The 15725-nt window shown below is 76.1% G+C and carries 13 protein-coding genes and 1 riboswitch; of the genes, 6 read left to right on the top strand and 7 right to left on the bottom strand.

The genetic code is table 11. The features are described from left to right. Positions 1-67: 67 nt before the first annotated feature. The 3 genes from ACFVVL_RS03960 (at position 68) to ACFVVL_RS03950 (ending at position 3294) form a co-directional block, all read left to right on the top strand. A complete protein-coding gene (locus tag ACFVVL_RS03960; RefSeq protein WP_387671197.1) occupies positions 68-1675 on the top strand; it encodes a dolichyl-phosphate-mannose--protein mannosyltransferase in 1608 nt (535 codons plus the stop codon). A 3-nt stretch (positions 1676-1678) separates the two neighbouring features. Next, a complete protein-coding gene (locus ACFVVL_RS03955; protein ID WP_380291920.1) occupies positions 1679-2464 on the top strand; it encodes an ABC transporter permease in 786 nt (261 codons plus the stop codon). Between the two features lie 242 nt (positions 2465-2706). Continuing rightward, positions 2707-3294, top strand: coding sequence for a TMEM165/GDT1 family protein (locus ACFVVL_RS03950; RefSeq protein ID WP_380291918.1), 588 nt, complete (start codon positions 2707-2709; stop codon positions 3292-3294). A 29-nt stretch (positions 3295-3323) separates the two neighbouring features. On the opposite strand, the gene ACFVVL_RS03945 is transcribed toward ACFVVL_RS03950, so the two are convergent. After that, positions 3324-4583: a peptidoglycan-binding protein gene (locus ACFVVL_RS03945; protein WP_387671194.1), complete on the bottom strand. Its 1260-nt coding sequence runs from the start codon at positions 4581-4583 to the stop codon at positions 3324-3326. A gap of 316 nt (positions 4584-4899) precedes the next feature. On the opposite strand from ACFVVL_RS03945, the gene ACFVVL_RS03940 reads away from it, so the two are divergent. Together ACFVVL_RS03940 and ACFVVL_RS03935 are read left to right on the top strand one after the other, a co-directional pair. Next, positions 4900-6972 carry an MFS transporter gene (locus ACFVVL_RS03940; RefSeq protein ID WP_380291914.1) on the top strand — a complete coding sequence of 691 codons (2073 nt, stop codon included), beginning with the start codon at positions 4900-4902 and terminating at the stop codon, positions 6970-6972. Positions 6973-7083: 111 nt separating this feature from the next. Beyond that, positions 7084-7410 (top strand): antibiotic biosynthesis monooxygenase family protein, encoded by a 327-nt coding sequence (locus ACFVVL_RS03935; RefSeq protein ID WP_380291912.1) that lies wholly within the window; start codon positions 7084-7086, stop codon positions 7408-7410. A gap of 94 nt (positions 7411-7504) precedes the next feature. Here the strand turns inward: ACFVVL_RS03935 and ACFVVL_RS03930 are convergent, their stop codons facing one another. From ACFVVL_RS03930 to ACFVVL_RS03905, 6 genes are all read right to left on the bottom strand, one after another. Continuing rightward, the gene (locus ACFVVL_RS03930) at positions 7505-8359 is read right to left on the bottom strand and encodes an ECF transporter S component (protein ID WP_387671192.1); all 855 of its coding nucleotides are present in this window, start codon (positions 8357-8359) and stop codon (positions 7505-7507) included. Next, entirely contained in the window at positions 8356-9972 is a 1617-nt protein-coding gene (locus ACFVVL_RS03925; protein ID WP_387671190.1) for an ABC transporter ATP-binding protein, read from the bottom strand. Before ACFVVL_RS03925 ends, ACFVVL_RS03930 begins: the two co-directional genes overlap by 4 nt. Further along, positions 9969-11150 (bottom strand): CbiQ family ECF transporter T component, encoded by a 1182-nt coding sequence (locus ACFVVL_RS03920; protein WP_387671188.1) that lies wholly within the window; start codon positions 11148-11150, stop codon positions 9969-9971. The genes ACFVVL_RS03925 and ACFVVL_RS03920 overlap by 4 nt, the downstream gene beginning before the upstream one ends. A gap of 56 nt (positions 11151-11206) precedes the next feature. After that, positions 11207-11842 (bottom strand): SCO2322 family protein, encoded by a 636-nt coding sequence (locus tag ACFVVL_RS03915; RefSeq protein ID WP_387671427.1) that lies wholly within the window; start codon positions 11840-11842, stop codon positions 11207-11209. A gap of 116 nt (positions 11843-11958) precedes the next feature. After that, the gene (locus ACFVVL_RS03910) at positions 11959-13242 is read right to left on the bottom strand and encodes a hypothetical protein (RefSeq protein WP_387671186.1); all 1284 of its coding nucleotides are present in this window, start codon (positions 13240-13242) and stop codon (positions 11959-11961) included. 116 nt (positions 13243-13358) lie between these two features. Continuing rightward, positions 13359-13424: riboswitch (cobalamin riboswitch) on the bottom strand. 159 nt (positions 13425-13583) lie between these two features. After that, positions 13584-14189 carry a TetR family transcriptional regulator gene (locus ACFVVL_RS03905; RefSeq protein WP_387671425.1) on the bottom strand — a complete coding sequence of 202 codons (606 nt, stop codon included), beginning with the start codon at positions 14187-14189 and terminating at the stop codon, positions 13584-13586. 211 nt (positions 14190-14400) lie between these two features. Between ACFVVL_RS03905 and ACFVVL_RS03900 the strand changes: the two genes are divergently transcribed. Next, complete coding sequence (locus tag ACFVVL_RS03900; protein ID WP_387671184.1) at positions 14401-15711, top strand: glycosyltransferase family 4 protein; 1311 nt, start codon at positions 14401-14403, stop codon at positions 15709-15711. The last annotated feature ends 14 nt before the right edge of the window (positions 15712-15725 follow it).

The raw sequence follows: 15725 nt of genomic DNA, 5'->3' as shown, positions 1-15725 counted from the left end.
GCCACCGGGGCACAGCGCCGGCGGCCGGCACAGGCGAGACAGGCGAACCGGCGAGGCAACCGACACCATGACGCAAGCGGCGCTCACCCACCCCCCGGCGGCAGCGGACCGGGCCGGCCCGGCACCGCGACGGCGGGGGCTGCTGCGCCGGGCGGCGGACCGCTCCGACTGGCTCGGACCGATCGCCGTGGCGCTCTTCGCCGGACTGCTGCGGTTCTGGAACCTCGGCCACCCCGACGCCTTCGTCTTCGACGAGACCTACTACCCCAAGGACGCCTGGTCGCTGCTGCGCCAGGGCTACGAGGGCACCTGGCCGGAGCACGCGAACGAGCAGGTCCTCGCCGTCCCGCAGCAGATCCCGCTCACCTCCGCACCCGAGTTCATCGCCCACCCCCCGCTCGGCAAATGGGTGATCTCGCTCGGCGAGTGGGCCTTCGGCCTGCACCCCTTCGGCTGGCGGTTCATGACCGCGCTGCTCGGCACCGTCACCGTGCTGATGCTCGCCCGGATCGGCCGCCGGCTCTTCGGCTCCACCCTGATCGGCTGCACCGCCGCCCTGCTGATGGCCGTCGACGGCCTCCAGCTGGTGATGAGCCGCATCGGCCTGCTCGACGGCGTCCAGATGTTCTTCGTCCTGGCCGCCTTCGGCGCCCTGCTGATCGACCGCGACCGCACCCGGGCCCGGCTCGCCGCCGTGCTGCCCGGCCACGGCGGCGACACCGTCCGCCTCGGCCCGCGCCCCTGGCGGATCACCGCCGGGCTCTGCCTGGGCGCCGCCGCCGGGGTCAAGTGGAACGGCGCCATGGTGCTCGCCGCCTTCGGTCTGCTCACCGTGCTGTGGGACCAGTCCGGCCGCCGCTGGGCCGGCGCCCGCCGCCCCTGGCGCTCGATGCTGCGCCTCGACGCGCTGCCCGCCTTTCTCGCCATGGTCGGCTCCGCGTTCGTGGTCTACCTCGGCGGCTGGGCCGGCTGGCTGTTCACCGGCGGCGGCTTCGACCGGCACTGGGCCGACGACCGGGCCGGGCTCTCCCCGGACAGCGTCCTCGGCGTCGGGCTGCCGCAGGTGTCGATGAGCTGGGTGCCCGCCCCGCTGCGCAGCCTGTGGCACTACCACGCCCAGATGTACGACTTCAATACCGGCCTGAGCAGCCCGCACACCTACCAGTCCAACCCGTTCAGCTGGCTGGTCCAGGGCCGGCCGGTCTCGATGTTCTGGGAGCAGGTGCCGGCCGGCCAGCGCGGCTGCACCGCGTCCGGCGGCTGCGCGGCGCAGATCCTCGGCCTCGGCACCCCGCTGCTCTGGTGGACGGCCTGCTTCGCGCTGGTCTACCTGCTCTGGCGCTGGTTCTTCCGCCGCGACTGGCGCTCCGGCGCGGTGCTGTGCGGCGTGGCCGGCGTCTACCTGCCGTGGTTCCAGTACCAGGAGCGGACGGTCTTCTCCTTCTACATGGTGGTGCTCGTCCCCTTCCTCTGCCTGGCCGTGGCGCAGATGCTGGGCGCGATGCTGGGGCCGCAGGGGTGCTCGCCCGAACGGCGCCGGATCGGGGCGGTCGGCGCCGGGCTGATCGTGCTGGCGATCATGGCCTGCTTCGCCTTCTTCTACCCGCTGTACACCGCGGAGGTGATCCCGATGACGTCCTGGCAGGACCGGATGTGGTTCACCAGCTGGATCTGACCGGTGCTCCGGCTCGCTGCCGGGGGGCAGCTGCTGCCGGTCACCCCGGGGCTGGGCGCGGTCACCGCCGTCCTGCTGCTGGCCGCCGTCGCGGTCGCCGGGTGGGGGCGGCTCGGCCAGGGGCGCGCCGTGCTGCGGGCCGGACTGCGCGCGGTGGTGCAGCTCGCCGCCGTCGCGCTGGTGATCACCTGGGTGGTCGGCTCGCGCTGGTGGTCGGCGCTGTTCGTGCTGCTGATGTTCGCGGTCGCGGTGCGCACCGCCGGGCGGCGGATGGTGCCGGCCCCCGGGCGCGGCTGGCTGTGGGCGGCCGCACCGGTCGGGGCCGGGGTGCTGCCGGTGCTGGTGCTGCTGCTCGGCAGCGGACTGCTGCCGCCGAAGGGCCTGTCGGTGATCCCGGTCGCCGGCATCCTGATCGGCGGCGCGCTCACCGCCACCTCGCTGTCCGGGCGGCGCGCCCTGGACGAGCTGCGCCAGCGGCACGGCGAGGTCGAGGCGGCGCTGGCGCTCGGCTTCGAGGAGCGCGACGCCCGGATGGAGATCTGCCGCACCGCCGCCGCGACCTCGCTGGTCCCGGCGCTCGACCAGACCCGGACGGTGGGCCTGGTCACCCTTCCGGGCGCGTTCGTCGGCATGCTGCTCGGCGGGGCCTCGCCGGTCCAGGCGGGCGCGGTGCAGCTGTTCGTGCTGGTCGCGCTGCTGGCGGTGGAGGCGGTGGCGGTCGTGGTGGTGCTGGAGCTGGTCGGCCGGGGGCTGGTGCGGGCCGGGCGGCCGGGAGGGGGGATCGGGTAGGCTGGGCGCGTTGAAGGGGAGTAGCCCTCCACCGGACCGTCGACATACTGGCCCTCGGGCCCGGCGCCCGGGGCACCGCGGTTCCACGACCGGTGCCGGCGAGACCTTCGGCCGCAGTGCTGTGTGTACGGGCGCGCGTCGTGCGCGACCCGTGGATTGCCAACCAGTGCTGTCGGGCCGGAGCGACCCCCTGACGGAGCTGCTGCGGTCCGGCGGCCCGAACCCGAGGGACACCACCCCCGATGAGTCTGACCGTCGCCGCGATCACGTTCGGCATCATTTTCCTGTCCGAACTGCCCGACAAGACCGCCCTGGCCAGCCTGATGCTCGGCGCCAAGTACCGGGCGAGCTACGTCTTCGCCGGGATCGCCGCCGCCTTCGCCCTCCAGGTGGGCATCGCCCTGGTCGCCGGGAAGCTGCTCTCGCTGCTGCCGCACCGCTGGGTGGAGGGCGTCACCGGCGTCCTGTTCCTGGCCGGCGCGGCGATGCTGCTGTTCCACGGCGGGGGCGACGAGGAGGACGGGCACGCCGCCAAGGAGCCGTCCGCCAACAGCTTCTGGAAGGTCGCCGGGGCCAGCTTCGTGGTCGTGGCGATCGCCGAGTTCGGTGACCTGACCCAGATCATGACCGCCAACCTGGCCGCCAAGTACGCCGACCCGCTGGCCGTGGGCCTGGGCGCCTGGCTGGCGCTGTGCGCGGTGGCCGGGATCGCGATCCTGGGCGGGCAGAAGCTGCTGAAGCACGTGCCGATGAAGATGATCATCCGGGTCGCGGCGAGCGTGATGGTGCTGATGGCCGGGTTCAGCATCTTCCAGGCGATCAAGGGCTGACGCGGCGGGCCCCGCACCCCGCCGCCCGGTCAGCAGCTGTTGCGGTTGTCCAGGGCGGCGCGGGTGTTGGGACCGTAGACGCCGCGGGTGTCGCCCCGGATGCCGTTGATGTCCTGGAAGTACATGACCATGAGTTCGGTGCGGTCGTCGTACTTGCCGGTCGGGGGCAGCTTCTGCCAGCAGATCACGACGCCGAGTTTCCGCTGGAGCGCCAGGACGTCGGGCCCCTCCATGCCGCGCTCCAGGGTGCGGACCGTCGGGGTGGGGGCCGGCGTCGGGGTGGCGGGCGGGGTGGTGGCGGTCGGGACGGGCGCCGCGGTCGTGGGCGCCGGCGTGACGGGGTCCGGGGCCGGGGGCGTGGTCACCGGGTCGGGCACCGGGACCGGCACGGGGGCCGGGGGAGCGGCGGCCGCCGTGGTGGCGGGCGCGGCCGGCGGCGGGGTGGTGGCGGTGGTCCGGGCCGGGGAGGGCCTGGCGCTGGTCCGGGTCGGCGTCGGCGTCGCGCTGGGGCTGTCCTCGGTGGGCGGCGGCGCGCTCGGGCTCGGCTGGGCCGGGACGGTCGGCTCCACCGGGGCGAGGCCGAGCGTGGCGGTCGGCGCGGGGGCGGCCCGGTCGTCCGGCCCGGCGGACGGGGTGAGCGCGTAGGCGAGGCCCACGGTCACCGCCAGCAGACCGGCGCCGGCCGCGATCAGCAGGCCCTTGCGGCGGGCGAGCGGGCCCCGGCCGTCCTCCTGCGCCGCCGCGCGCCGGGCGGCGCGGCCGCCACCGGCGGCGGTGGCCGTGGCCGCAGGGGCGGCGTGGGCGAACGGGAAGACGCCGAGCTCGTCCGCGTCCTCGGCGGCGGGCTCGCCGGCGGGCGCGGGCGGCGCCTGGGGCCGCGACACCGGCTGCTGCGGCGGCTCCGGCGGGAACTGCGGGGCGGAGGCGACGGGCGGCAGCACGGTGGTCGCGTAGGCGTCGGCGTCCGGGCCCAGCGGGGCCGCGGGCGGCGGCAGCACGGTCGTGCCGAACGGGTCGGTGGCCGGTGGCGCCGGCACGGGCGCTGCTGCCGGACCGGCGGAAGGCCCGGCGGACGGTCCGGCGGAAGGTCCGGCAGGCGGTTCGGCCCCCGCCCCGGGCGGCGGGCCGTCCACGACCTGGCCGACGGCCTGCGGCACGTACGGGCGGACCAGCGGCGGGCCCTCCAGGTGCGGCAGGACGGCGGTCTCGTCGAGGCTGCCGTCCGGGACGAGGCAGCCGCACCCTGCGGAGCGTGCGGTGCCGCACGTCGGGCAGTGCTGGTCCGGCATCGGCCGGCCCTCCTCGGTGTCGCGGTCGGTGGCGGTCTCGGACTCGGGCTGCGTTCGTCCTGGGGTCCAGGCGGTGGACGGGCCTGATTATGCAGGACGTCCCTGGGAGGGGACAGGGCGGTCCGGCCCGCCGTGGGGGCCTTGTGCCGGTTGGTGGGGGTTGGGGATCGCTGAACGGTCGATGTGGCGATGCGAACGTCCTGATAGCGGACGCCCTTACGTTCGGCTCAACTGAAAACGCGCAAAACGGAGCATTTCTGACACCATGGTGAGCCGGGAGTGATCGCCGCCGAGCCGCTACGGATACGGAGACGCCATGACGGATCCGATCGCCGCGTCCGACCGGGTCCCGGCGGACGAACCGGGCCCGCCCCGGGCCACCGGGAGCAGTCTGTGGGTGCCGATCGGCGCCCTGTTGCTGGCGATGCTGCTCGCGGCGCTCGACCAGACCATCGTCTCCACCGCGCTGCCCACCATCGTCAGCGACCTCGGCGGGCTGGAGCACCTCTCCTGGGTGGTCACCGCCTATCTGCTCGCCTCCACCGCGGCCACCCCGCTCTGGGGCAAGCTCGGCGACATGTACGGCCGGAAGGTCTTCTTCCAGGCGTCCATCGTGATCTTCCTGCTGGGCTCGGTGCTGTGCGGCATCGCCCAGAACATGGGCGAGCTGATCGCCTTCCGCGCCCTCCAGGGCCTGGGCGGCGGCGGTCTGATGGTGCTGTCCCAGGCCATCGTCGGCGACCTCGTGCCGCCCCGGGACCGCGGCAGGTACCAGGGCGTCTTCGGCGCCGTCTTCGGCGTCACCAGCGTGCTCGGACCGCTGCTCGGCGGGCTGTTCGTCGACAACCTGAGCTGGCGCTGGGTGTTCTACATCAACCTGCCGATCGGCGTGGTCGCCCTCGCCGTGGTCGCGGCCGTGCTGCCCGGGGCGCAGACCCGCCGCCGGCACCGGATCGACTACCTCGGCACCACGCTGATCGCCGCCGTCGCCACCTGCGTGGTGCTGGTGACCTCGCTCGGCGGCACGACCTGGGCGTGGGGCTCCTGGCAGATCATCGGCCTGGGCGTGCTCGGGCTGGTCCTGCTGCTGGCCTTCGTGCTGGTGGAGCGGACCGCCGCCGAACCCGTCCTGCCGCTGCGGCTGTTCCGTTCCCGGACGTTCAGCCTGGTGGCCGTCATCTCCTTCGTGGTCGGCTTCGCGATGTTCGGCGCGCTCACCTATCTGCCGACCTTCCTCCAGGTCGTCATGGGTGTCTCGCCGACGGTGTCCGGCGTCCACATGCTGCCGATGGTGATCGGCATGCTGATCACGTCGATCGGCTCCGGTCAGATCGTGTCCCGCACCGGCCACTACCGGACCTTCCCGATCGCCGGCTCGGCCATCACGGTCGTCGGCCTGCTGCTGCTCTCGATGCTCGACGAGCACACCAGCACCTTCGTGATGAGCTGCTACTTCCTGGTCTTCGGCCTGGGCCTGGGCCTGGTCATGCAGGTGCTGGTGCTGATCGTGCAGAACTCGGTCGGCTACCAGGACCTCGGCGTCGCCACCGCCGGTGCCACCTTCTTCCGCTCCATCGGCGCCTCGGTCGGCGTCTCGGTCTTCGGCACGGTCTTCGCCTCCGGTCTCAACAGCCGGCTGCGGGACGCCCTGGCCGGCGTCCCGCTGCCGCCCGGCTTCGACCCCGGGGCGATCACCTCCGACCCGCGCGTCATCGAGGCGCTGCCCGCCGCCGTCCAGGACGGGATCCACCACGCCTACGCCGAGTCGATCACCCGGGTCTTCCTGTACGCGGTGCCGGTGGCCGCCGTCGCCTTCGTCCTGTCGCTGTTCCTGCGGGAGCAGAAGCTGCGCAGCACCGTGACCGCCCCCGACCTCGGCGAGTCGATCGGCGTCAACCCGGTGGAGCGTTCCTCGCTGGACGAGATCGGCCGGGCCCTGTCGGTGCTGAACACCCGGGAGGCCCGGCGCGACCTGTTCAAGCGGATCACCGCCACCGCCGGGCTCGACCTCAAGCCCGCCTCCAGCTGGCTGCTGCTCCAGATGCACCATCACGGCTCGGTGGATCCCGGCGAACTGGCGGAGCGCCGGGTCGTCCCCTTCGCGGTGGTGGAGGAGGCGGCGCGCGAGGTCGAGGGCCGGGGCCTGGCCGCGCGCAGCGCCGGGCTGCCGCTGCGGCTCACCGAGCCGGGTGAGGCGGCCGCGCTGCAACTGGTCGCCGCCCGGCGCGAGCAGTTGGCCGAACTCCTCGGCGACTGGGACGAGAAGCAGTTCGACGACCTCGCCGCACTGCTCACCCGGCTGGCGTCCTCGCTCTGCGCCGACCCCCGGGACCGGCCGGACCCCGTCGGCCACGAGCCCCCGTACCGCGGCGAGGGCCGCTCCTTCTGACGGCCGCGCGCTCCCGGGCCACCGGAGGTGTCCGGCTGGAACGGGTTCCCCGCCGTGGACCGTGTGAGGTGTAGCAGACTGCCTTCGCAGACAACCCTGAGGAGGTACGGCGTGTCCGTCGTCAAGATCAATGTCCTGACCGTCCCCGCTGAGCAGCGGGAGGAACTGGAGAAGCGCTTCGCCGCCCGGGCCGGCGCGGTGGAGGGTTCCGACGGCTTCGAGTACTTCGAGCTGCTGCGCCCGGTCGAGGGCACCGACCAGTACCTCGTCTACACCCGCTGGCGCGACGAGGAGTCCTTCCAGGCCTGGCTGTCGGGCCCGATGCAGGCCGCCCACCGTCCGGCCTCCCCGGAGGGCGGCGCCCCGCAGCGCCCCGCCGCCACCGGCTCCACCCTCTGGTCCTTCGACGTCGTCCAGGCCACCGGCCCGAAGGCCTGAGCCACGCCGGGAGACACCGCGCCCCGGACCGTTTCGGTCCGGGGCGCGGTGCCGTCCGGTCAGGGGTCAGCGGTCAGCGGTCAGGGGCCAGGTGTCAGGGGCCGGGGTCGGCGGGCGGGCGGAAGGCGGCCGGGGCGGCGAAGGCGGCGCGGCGGGTGGCGCGGCGCAGGGCGCGCAGGACGGGGGTGCCGAGGGTGAGGCAGAGGGTGACCGTGAGGGCGGCGCGGGGGAGGTCCCAGCCGAGGGAGGTGGTGAGGCAGTAGGCGGCGAAGCGGACCAGGTTGTCGGGGAGCGGGTCGCCGGGGACGAAGGAGATCGAGCTCGCCAGGCCCGCGATGTAGGGCCAGCCCTGGAGGTTCATGATCACGCCGTAGAGGAGGGAGGCCGTCGCTCCGTACCCGGCGAGGAGGGCGAGCTCGCGGCGCCCGCGCAGCCGGGCCGGGCCGGGGAGCAGGCCGGCGCCGAGGCACACCCAGCCCATGGCGAGCATCTGGAACGGCAGCCAGGGCCCCACCCCGCCGGTCAGCAGGGCGGAGGCGAACATCGACAGCGCGCCGAGCACGAAGCCGAAGCCCGGCCCGAGCACCCGGCCGGACAGCACCATCAGGAAGAACATGGGCTCCAGCCCGGCGGTGCCCGCGCCGAGCGGGCGCAGGGCGGCGCCGGTGGCGGCCAGCACGCCGAGCAGGGCCACCGACTTGGCGTCCAGGCCGGGCGCGCCGCCGCCCGCCGTGCGGCCCTCGGAGATCTGGGCGACGACGACGGCGAGCAGCAGCGGGAGCAGCAGGGCGAACAGCCAGGGGGCGTCGGCGGAGTGGCCGACCAGGGCGGAGTCCGTCGCGGCGAGCAGCGGCCAGCCGAAGCCGGCCACGCCGACCAGGGAGGTCAGGGCCAGGGCGATGACCGAGCGGCGGCCGAGCGGGACCGGGCGGGCGAGCGGGCCGGTCACGCGGAGGCCTCCGCGAGGGCGTCGGCGACCTGGTGGACGGTGAGCCACGGACCCGGCGCCAGGATCTTGGCGACCTGCGGGGCGAACGCGGGCGAGCCGAGCACCACCTCGGGCGTCGGTCCGTCCGCGACGATCTCGCCGTCGGCCAGCACGGCCGTGCGGTGGGAGAGCTCGGCCGCCAGCTCGACGTCGTGGGTGGCGAGCAGCACGGCGTGGCCGTCGGCGGCGAGGCCGCGCAGGATCTCCACCAGCCGGGCCTTCGCCGCGTAGTCGAGGCCCCGGGTCGGCTCGTCGAGCAGGATCAGCGGAGGCCGGGCGGTGAGCACCACGGCCAGGGCGAGGGTGAGGCGCTGGCCCTCGGAGAGGTCGCGCGGGTGGGCGGTGTCGTCGAGGCCGGGCAGCAGCCGTTCGACCAGGGCGCGGCAGGTGCCCGGTGCGGCGGCGGCGTCGCGGTCGGCGGCCGCGCACTCGGCGCCGACGCTCTCGCCGTACAGCAGGTCGCGCGGGTCCTGCGGGACGAGGCCGACGTGGCGGATCAGCTCGGCGGGCCGGGTGCGGTGCGGGGTGCACCCGCCGACGGCGACCGAGCCGGCGGCCGGCGGGTGCAGGCCGACCAGGGCGCCGAGCAGGGTGGACTTCCCGGCGCCGTTGCGGCCCATCAGGGCGGTGATCCCGCCCGGGCGGAGGGTGAGGTCGACCCCGCGCAGGGCGGGCACCGGGCCGCGGCGGACGACCAGCCGGGAGACGGTGGCGAGCGGCGTGCCGCGGTGCGCGGCGGCGGCCGGGGCGGGCGGGCGCCGGCCGTCCAGCCGGGTGCGCAGCCCGGCGGCCCGGCGGCGGGCGTCGCGGACGGTGAGCGGCAGCGGGCGCCAGCCGGCCAGCCGGCCGAGCCCGACCACCGGCGGGTGGACCGGCGAGTGCGCCATCACCTCGGCCGGCTCGCCGAGCACGGGCGGTGCGCCGGGGGTCAGCAGCAGCACCTGGTCGGCGTACTGGACCACCCGCTCCAGCCGGTGTTCCGCCATCAGCACGGTGGTGCCGAGGTCGTGGACCAGCCGCTGGAGCACCGCGAGCACCTCCTCGGCGGCGCCCGGGTCCAGGGCGGAGGTCGGCTCGTCCAGCACCAGCACCCGCGGGTGGACGGTGAGCACCGAGCCGATCGCGACCCGCTGCTGCTGGCCGCCGGAGAGCGAGGCGAGTGCGCGCCGGCGCAGGTCGGCCAGGCCCAGCAGGTCGAGGGTCTCCTCGACGCGGCGCCGCATCACGTCCGGCGGCAGGCCCAGGGACTCCATGCCGTAGGCGAGTTCGTCCTCGACGGTGTCGGTGACGAAGTGCGCGCGCGGGTCCTGTCCCACGGTGCCGACCAGGTCGGCGAGGTCGCGCGGCCGGTGTTCCCGGGTGTCGCGCCCGCCGACGGTGACCCGGCCGTGCAGCACGCCGCCGGTGAAGTGCGGGACGAGGCCGCTCACCGTGCCCAGCAGGGTGGACTTCCCGGAGCCCGACGGGCCGACGAGCAGGCAGAGCTCGCCCTCGGGGACGGTCAGGTCGACGCCGGTGAGCGCGGGCGCCGCGGCGTCGGCGTACTGGACGCCGACCTGTTCGAAGGTGATCACGAGGTCCTCCGGGGCCCGGCCGGGTCGGCCGGGGCGGTCAGATCGGTGGGGACGGCCGGGGGGTGCGGGTCCGCGGTGGTGGACGGCGGGGGCGGGGCGGCGAACGCGGGGACCAGGCCCAGCAGGACGGCCGCCGCGGCGGTGACCGGCAGGACGGGCGCGGTCGGCGGGACGACGGTCGGGGCGAACGCGAGCGGGTCCAGCGAGGCGAGCCAGGCCGTCGCCGCGGCGACCGCGATCCCGGACCCGGCGGTGAGCCACTCGGGCAGGGCCCACGGATCGGGCCGGTAGCGGGTGCGCACCGAGCGCCGGCCGCCGAGCAGCAGCCCGGCGAACGCGGCGGCCAGTCCGGCCAGGAGCACCGGCAGCGCCCACCCGCCGCCGCCCGCCGTCAGCAGCCCGTACGCGGCCAGGCAGATCCCGAGCAGCCCGGCCAGGGTGAGGGCGGCGGTGAGCACGGCGAGCCGGCGCGGCACCGCGGCGGTGCGCCCGAACCCGCGGGTGTCCATCGCGGCCGCCAGCGCCACCGAGCGCTCCAGCGCGCCTTCCAGGACGGGCAGTCCGACGCTGAGCACGGCGGCGATGCCGCGGTCGGTGCGTCCGCGCAGCCGGCGGGCGGCGCGCAGCCGCTGGACGTCGGCGACCAGGTTGGGCGCGAACGTCATCGCGACCACGACGGCGACGCCCGCCTCGTAGAGCGCGCCGGGGAGCGTGCGCAGCAGCCGGGCCGGGCTGGCGAGGGCGTTCGCCGCGCCGACGCAGACCAGCAGGGTGGCCAGCCGCAGTCCGTCGTACAGCGCCGCGAGCAGGCCCTCGGCGGTGACCCGTCCGCCGATCCGCACGCCCTGCGCCCAGTCGGGGAGCGGGACTTCGGGCAGGGTGAACAGGACGTGGGTGCCGGGCACCGGCGAGCCGAGCAGGACGGCGAAGACGAGGCGGATGCCGAGCACCAGCAGGCCCAGGCGCAGGAACGCGCCGTAGGAGCGCGACCAGGGCGCGTCGCCGCGGCGGGCGGCGACGACGTAGCCGGCGACGGCGGCGAGCAGGAGCAGCACCAGCGGGTTGGTGGTGCGGGTGGCGGCCGCGCCCAGGCCGAGCGCCCACAGCCACCAGGCGCCGGGGTGGAGGTGGCGGGGTCCGGCGGCGGGCCGGCGGCGGGCGGCGCGGGGTGGGGGCACGGTGGGGTCCAGGGGGTGGGGCGGTCGAGGGGGGGTGGGGCGCGGCACCGGGGCGCTCAGCGGCGGCGGTGCGCCTGCCAGGCGGCGCCCGCGCCGAGCGCGACGACCAGCGCGAGGCCGGCGCCCACTCCGAGGACGGGTCCGCTCGGGGAGGTCCGGGCGGCGCTCGCGCCCTGCGCGGGGCGCTCGCCCTCCTGTGGCGCGCCGGCCGCGCCGAGCTGGTCGGCGCAGCCCCCGCGCGGGTAGCCGGCGATGGCGCAGAGCAGGCCGTTGGTGTCGTACCGCAGCGGCGGGGCGACGGTGGCCAGCACCTCCGCCGAGCTGGCCCGGGGCGCGACGACGGCACACGCGGTGCGCGGCGCCGGCGGGCTCTCCCCGCCGGGCGCGTCGGCGGCGGCCCCGAAGTCCAGGACCACGGCCACCCGCTTGCGCCCGGCCTCCGCCGGCGTGCCGGCGCAGACCGCGGCGAAGTCCCCGGGCGTCCCGGGCCGGGCGGCGTCCTGCCCGCCGTCCGGGCTGACGGCGAACCGCCAGCCGTCCACCGCGCCGTCCGCCGGGACGTGCACCGCGGGACCCTGCTGCTGGTACGCCCAGCCGCCGTCGGACCAGCGCCAGAACGACCAGTACCGGTACCCGGCGGCCTGGGCCTGCGCCGCTCCGAGCACGAGCAGGATCAGCACCCCGGTGATCATCCCGGCCGCGAACCGCACGGCCGCCCGCACCACCCGCCGCCGGGTCCCGGACCCGGCGGCGGTGGTGGTGACGGTGTCCGCCGGCGGGGCCGGCCGCGGGGCCCGGCCGGGGGTGGTCACAGCTTCTGGCCGCGCTTGCGCTGGAGGCTCAGCAGGAGGCCGCCGCCGATGCCGACCAGCAGGCCGATGCCGAGCGGCCAGTACTTGTCGAGGGAGCCGCCGTCGTCCTTCTTCGCCGGGGCGGAGGCCGTCGCCGGGGCGGACGCGGCGCCGGTGGCCTTGGGCGCCGGGCCGAGCGCGGTCAGCTGCGCGACCAGGTCGGCCCCGCCGAAGGCGGCCGGGTCGCGCTGCGCGGCCTGGGCGACCAGCACCAGCGTGGCGGTGGCGGCGGCGTCGGTGCCGCCCTTGGTCCAGGTCCCGCCCTCCTTGGCCAGCCAGTCGACGGCGCCCGCGGCCTGCTGCGGGTGGCCGCCCTGGACCAGGCCGAGCGCGGCCCAGGCGGTGGCCGCGTAGTCGGGGGCGGGGGCGGCGCCGGGCAGGGTCAGCGTCAGGTGCTGCCCGTTCGCCGCGAACCGCGCGGTGAGGTACGCGCCCGCCGCTTCGCCGGAGTCGGCGCGCGGGACGGCCGTGGCGCCGGCGCCGCCCTCCGGGCAGGCCAGGGCCTTGGGGGCGGCGTCGGTGCGGTTGGTGTTGGTGACCGGCAGCTTGCCGCCGGCCGCGGCGAGCGAGGCCTGGCCGGAGGCGAGGCCGTTGGCCTCGGCGGGGGTGCCGTCGGGCGAGGTCTGGTAGACGAAGCCGCCGCGCTGCTCGGCGGGGGCGGCGCAGCCGAGCTGGAAGAGGGCGAGCCCGTCGAAGGCGTTCCGGCCGGCCTTGGCGACGGCCGCCGGGTCGGCCCCGGCGGCGAGCAGGGCGTTGACGGCGAGGCCGGTCGAGTTGGCGTCGCCCGGGTTGCCGGGGTTGTAGGCCCAGCTGCCGTCGGCGTTCTGGTTGGCCCTGAACCACTGCACGCCCTTGTCCACGGCGTCCTGGTGGCCGCCGAGGGCGACCAGCGCCTGGACCGCCACGGCGGTCGCGTTGCTGTCCTCCGTGGCGGGGTCGCAGGCGGCCGAGGCGTCGGCGCGGTACGAGGGCCAGCCGCCGTCCGCGCACTGCTGGCCGGTGAGCCAGGCGACGGCGGAGTCGGCCGGGGTCACCTTGGCGGCGGTCAGCGCGGTCAGGGCGAGCGACTGCCGCCAGACGCCGTCGTAACCGGGGTCGCCCTTGCCGTACAGGCCGTCGGGGATCGCGGCGGCCGAGGCCGTGCCGGTGCCCGGGGTGTCGGCCAGGGCCGGGGCGGCGGCGGTGCCGGTGAGCAGCGCGGCGGTCAGGGCGGCGGCGCCCAGACGGGCGGCGGTCAGCATGATCGGAGGTGTGCCTTTCGGTGAGCGGTGCCGGCCCGGGCGGGCCGTTCCGTAGTCCTCGACGGTGCCCGGCGGTGGTCCGCCGGACGCGGGGCCGCTCGCCCTTCCCCGGGCACTCCGACTCGCCCGGCGGACGGGCGCCGGGCTCACGGTTGCGGGGTCAGCGCCGGATTCGCACCGGCTTTCCCCGGAGGAGGAGCGGATGGAGTTGTCCTGCCCGTCGACTCTAGCCGCCGGGCCGGGCGGCCCGGTGCGGGCCGGGTGAGAACAGGTTCCAGTTCACCCGCCGGGACAACGCCCCGCCGCTGCCGCGGGGCGCGGTGCGGCCCGGCGGGGCGCGGTCAGGGCAGCGTGAGCAGCCGGGCCGCCGTGTGCAGGTCGGCCCGCACCTCGGCGATCGAGGCGCGGCCGGAGAGCCAGGCGACCAGCGCCGCGTGCCAGGTGTGCTCGATCACCCGGACGGCGGCGCGCTGCGCCTCGGTGGGCGGTCCGGACTGCCCGATGGCGTCCAGGATGAGCTGCCCGGTGGCGGCCGAGACCTGGTCCACCTCGGCGCCCACCGAGCGGTCGGCGAAGGACAGGGCCCGGACCATCGCCTCGGCCAGCAGCGGTTCGCGCTGCAGCGCGTGGAACGCCCGGGTGAGCGTCTCGGCGACCCGCGGCGCAGGCTCGGACTCGCTCGGCGGATGCCGCCGGACCTGCTCCTGGAGGCCGCGCAGCTGCTCCAGCATCACCGCCACCAGCAGGTGCACCTTGGACGGGAAGTACCGGTAGAGCGTGCCCAGCGCCACCTGCGCGCCCTCCGCGACCTCCCGCATCTGGACGGCGTCGTACCCCCCGCGCGCCGCCAGCGCGGTCGCGGTCCGCAGGATCCGCCGCCGCCGCTCCGCCTGCCGGGCGGTGAGCGGCGGTTCCTGCGGCGGAGCCTGTGCCCGAGGGGGCGGCAGGGGCGGCGGTGAGGGCGGTGACGATGACGACGGCAAGGACGCTCCCGGGCGTGGCGCGAATCACCAGCCCTGGATCCTGAGCGGAAGCTACGGGCCGGTATCTTCGAGGTCTCTCATTGTTCACATGGTCACCGGTGGACTCCACACCCACTGAAACCTGATCTACTTTACCGACCGGCAGCACAGACAGCAGCAGAGATGAGGGCCGACGATGACCGCGCAGCCGCTGCGGATTGCCCTGCTCTCGTACCGCGGCGACCCGTTCTGCGGCGGCCAGGGCGTGTACGTACGGCACCTGTCGCGTGAGCTGGCCCGGCTCGGTCACCACGTGGACGTGATCGGCGCCCAGCCGTACCCCGTCCTGGACGAGGTCACGGGCCCCGGCTCGGTGCGGCTCGTCGAACTGCCCAGCCTGGACCTCTACCGGGCCGACGACCCCTTCCGGACCCCGGCGCGCGAGGAGTACCGGGGGCCGGTGGACGTCCTGGAGTACCTGACCATGCGCACCGGCGGATTCCCCGAGCCGCTGACCTTCTCGCTGCGCGCCCGCCAGTACCTGGCCCGCCACCGCGGCCGCTACGACGTGGTGCACGACAACCAGACGCTCGGCTACGGCCTGCTCGGCCTCGGCCGGCACGGCTTCCCGCTGGTCACCACGATCCACCACCCGATCACCGTGGACCGCCGGGTCGAACTGGACGCGGCCACCAGCCGGCTCAGGCGGCTGTCGCTGCGCCGCTGGTACGCCTTCACCCGGATGCAGCGCCGGGTCGCCGCCCGGCTGGACCACATCATCACCGTCTCCGGCACCTCCAAGCGCGAGATCGCCGAGCACCTGGGCGCCGCGCCGCACGCCGTCTCGGTGGTGCCGGTCGGCGCCGACACCCGGCTCTGGTCGCCGTCCGACACGGTGGCGCGGGTGCCCGGACGGATCGTCACCACCTCCAGCGCGGACGTCCCGCTGAAGGGCCTGGTGCACCTGGTCGGCGCGCTGGCCAAGGTCCGCACCGAGCGGGACGCGCACCTGGTCGTGGTCGGCAAGCCGCAGAAGGACGACGGGCCGATCGCCCGCGCGGTGCGCGCCTTCGGGCTGGAGGAGCACATCGAGTTCCGGCACGGGCTGACCGACCGGGAGCTGGTGGACCTCTACCGTTCGGCCGAGGTGGCCTGCGTGCCGTCGCTCTACGAGGGCTTCTCGCTGCCGGCCGCCGAGGCGATGGCCACCGGCACCCCGCTGGTCGCCACCACCGGCGGGGCGATCCCCGAGGTCGCCGGACCGGACGGGGAGAGCTGTCTGGCGGTGCCCCCGGGCGACCCCGACGCGCTCGCGTCGGCGCTCGGCCGGCTGCTGGACGACCCGCGGCTGCGCGCGAGCCTCGGCGAGGCCGGCCGGGCGCGGGTGCTCGCCCGGTTCACCTGGGAGCGCGCCGCCGAGCTGACCGTCGAGGGCTACCGGGCCGCGATCGCCACCGGCGCCGGGAGCCGCGCCCGCTCCGGGCCGGGCTGGCGCTACGTGGCCTGACGCTGTCCGCGGCG

Source organism: Kitasatospora sp. NPDC058115 (genome assembly GCF_042884635.1).
Taxonomy (GTDB): Bacteria; Actinomycetota; Actinomycetes; order Streptomycetales; family Streptomycetaceae; genus Kitasatospora.
This window is presented reverse-complemented; position numbering and strand designations above follow the sequence as displayed.